We start from the raw sequence: 2,978 nt of genomic DNA, 5'->3' as shown, positions 1-2,978 counted from the left end.
TAAACCCATTTAACCACTTGAAGATCAATATCACTCAATCTTTTTAAATATTTAAAATTATACCTTTTATCACCCATAAGCAATTGTGAATGGATCAAAATTGCGCTACCATTTGCAAAAAAGTCAGGGAAATTCATTGAAATCGACTCATGTAGTGATCATCGGCGGCGGATACGGCGGCATTCGGGCACTCGAATCTCTTGCAAAACATACTAATATCACATTAACCCTAATCGATAAAAATCCCTATCATTATATGCAAGCCGAGGTGTATGATTTTATCGCCAATAAAGTCGATATGTCTCATGTGATGATTGATCTCCCCTCGTTAGCCAAAAGTTTTGCTTCGGTTCGCTTTTTGTGCGAAGAGGTGAACGGTATCGATTCCACCCATAATCAAGTCATAACGTCGAAGGAATCGCTACACTACGATCAGCTCATTATTGCAACCGGAAGCCGAACCTATTTTCCCGATTTTATCCCTGGACTGCGCGATTATACACACGGGGTAAAAAACATCCCCGCTGCTTTGGAGTTTAAACAGCAATTTGAAAGAGCACTCTATGATCGGATCGAGGCACAAAGCCGCAGCTGTGATGTGGAACCTTTTAATATTGTTATTGGTGGAGCGGGACTTTCGGGGGTAGAGATTGCCGCAGAGATGGCGGCGTATGCCAATTCTTTTTACCAAAATGGCAATTTTGGATGCCGTGGAATCGATGTTTACCTCATCGATGCGTATGAAAGTATCCTCTTTGGAATGGATCCCTTTTTGATTGAGAGCGCCTATGAGCGTCTTATCAAACTGGGTGTACACGTATGGCATAATAACCGTATCAGCGAAGTGCGAGAACAAGAGATTCTTCTCGATAACGGTAAAATTTTGGACTTTGAATTTATGATTTTTACGGGCGGGATCGCTGCATCGACACTCACTCAATATCTTGGATTTGAAACGAACAATAAAGGGCACTTGATTGTCGATGAGAATCTCAATATTCCGACCTATGAAAATATCTACGCGATCGGTGACATAACTCAAGCATTAAACGAAGAGGGAAAATTTATCCCCCCTACCGCACAGTTGGCGGAACGTGGCGGCGAACACGCAGCGCGAAACATCCTATCCTCGCTAAAAGGGAAACAAAAACAGCCGTTTCGTTTCAAAAATCAGGGGGTGATGATCGCTCTAGGGGGTGAATACGGTGCGGGACTTCTCCCGGGAGGGATCAAAGTCAAAGGGTATCTCGCCTATTTAATCAAAAAGGCTATTTTTCACCTCTACACTCTCCCTTTGCGCCGAAGAAGCGCTATCGGAAAGCGACGTTAAAGATAATTTTTGAATGAGAAAGGAGCAAAAGCCCCTTTCCCTACGCTAGCCGCTATGGCGCTAAAGCTTGCCTCTACGAGGCAGAAATTTTCTCCCGAAATTCACTTTCTGTTAACAGTGGAACCCCTAATTCAACTGCCTTATCGTATTTACTCCCCGCATCTTCACCATAAATCACAAAATCGGTCTTCTTTGAGACGGATGAAGCGACTTTTGCCCCTAAATCTTCCAGTATTGCTTTAATCACATCACGCGATACACTCATAGCTCCCGTTACGACAACAGTTTTTTCTTTAAAAGGATTATCAACAGCTATTTTTTTAACCGGTTCAATCGGAGCTAATACCTCTCGTAACGCATCGATTTTTGCACCGTTTACACGGACAAATTCAAGGATCGATTCAACCATCTCTCCTCCAAATCCATCAAGTGCCAAAATTGCTTCACGACTCGCACGGTCAAATGCGGTTCCAAATGCATTGCACAGTGTTTTGGAAGCAACTTCACCGATATGCTCAATCCCAAGTGCATTGATAAAACGCCAACAATCACACCCTTTGGAAGCACGAATGGCATCGATGAGATTTCGGCTCTTTTTCTCCTTGAACCCTTCGAGTGAAAGAAGCTGATCCATCGTGAGATGAAATAAATCAATCAGCTCCCGCACCATCCCCGATTGGTGAAGAACTTCAACGATTTTATCCCCTAAACCATCGATATTAAGGCATTGCTTGGAAGCAAAATAGATAATCGAGTTGACCACGCGTGCTTCACAATCCAAATTTTGACACTTGATCAATGCCCCCTCATCCAATAATTCGCTGTTGCAAACGGGACAATGAGAGGGTCTTGGAATGACTTTTTCACTTCCGTCGCGCTCAGATACAATGACTTTGACAATTTTAGGGATAACATCACCGCTTCGCAAAATGATCACTTTATCCCCGAGTCGGATATCTTTACGCTCAATCTCATCGAAATTGTGCAAGGTTGAGCGCTCTACCACAACCCCCTCTATCGAGACGGGCTCCACAATGGCCACAGGGGTAACTACGCCACTGCGCCCTACTTGCAATATAACCTCGTTAAGACGCGTAAGTTTTTCGATCGCAGGAAATTTGTACGCCGCCGCCCAACGGGGATTTTTGACCGTATAACCTAACTCATCCTGCACCGAAATCGAATCGACTTTGATCACCATCCCATCGAGAAGCATCGCGAAGTTATCCCGTTCAACACGCATCTCATGATAAAATGTCTCAATCTGCTCCGAACTCTCACACAGATGGGTCATGTGCGGATTGCGAAACCCCAGAGCATACACCCACTCCATCCGTTCAGAGAGATTTTTAATCTCCAATGCATTTGCCCCAATCCCATAAGGCATAAAAACCAAACGGCGTGATGCCGTTATACGAGTATCAAGCTGTCGTAAACTTCCCGCCGCCGCATTACGGGGATTGGCAAAAAGGGTCTCCCCATTTTTTAACCGCTCTTCGTTAATCTTTTCAAAATCCTCTTTAAAAATGACCACTTCACCCCGTATTTCAATCCGCTCTTTATAATCGATCGTGAGAGGGATACTCTGTATCGTCTTGGCATTTTGGGTAACGTCTTCACCAATGCTGCCATCACCACGCGTAATCGC

The 2,978-nt window shown here is 44.3% G+C and carries 2 protein-coding genes; one reads left to right on the top strand and one right to left on the bottom strand.

Going from position 1 to position 2,978, the window contains the following annotated elements:
- The first annotated feature begins 136 nt into the window (after positions 1 to 136).
- Positions 137 to 1,330 (top strand): FAD-dependent oxidoreductase, encoded by a 1,194-nt coding sequence (locus M0P91_RS15115; protein WP_295069348.1) that lies wholly within the window; start codon positions 137 to 139, stop codon positions 1,328 to 1,330.
- 73 nt (positions 1,331 to 1,403) lie between these two features.
- Here the strand turns inward: M0P91_RS15115 and ligA are convergent.
- On the bottom strand, positions 1,404 to 2,978 hold a 1,575-nt coding region (ligA, locus tag M0P91_RS15110), incomplete at its 5' end, for an NAD-dependent DNA ligase LigA (RefSeq protein WP_295069345.1).

Origin of the sequence: Sulfuricurvum sp. (genome assembly GCF_023229695.1) — a bacterium.
GTDB lineage: Bacteria > Campylobacterota > Campylobacteria > Campylobacterales > Sulfurimonadaceae > Sulfuricurvum.
This window is presented reverse-complemented; position numbering and strand designations above follow the sequence as displayed.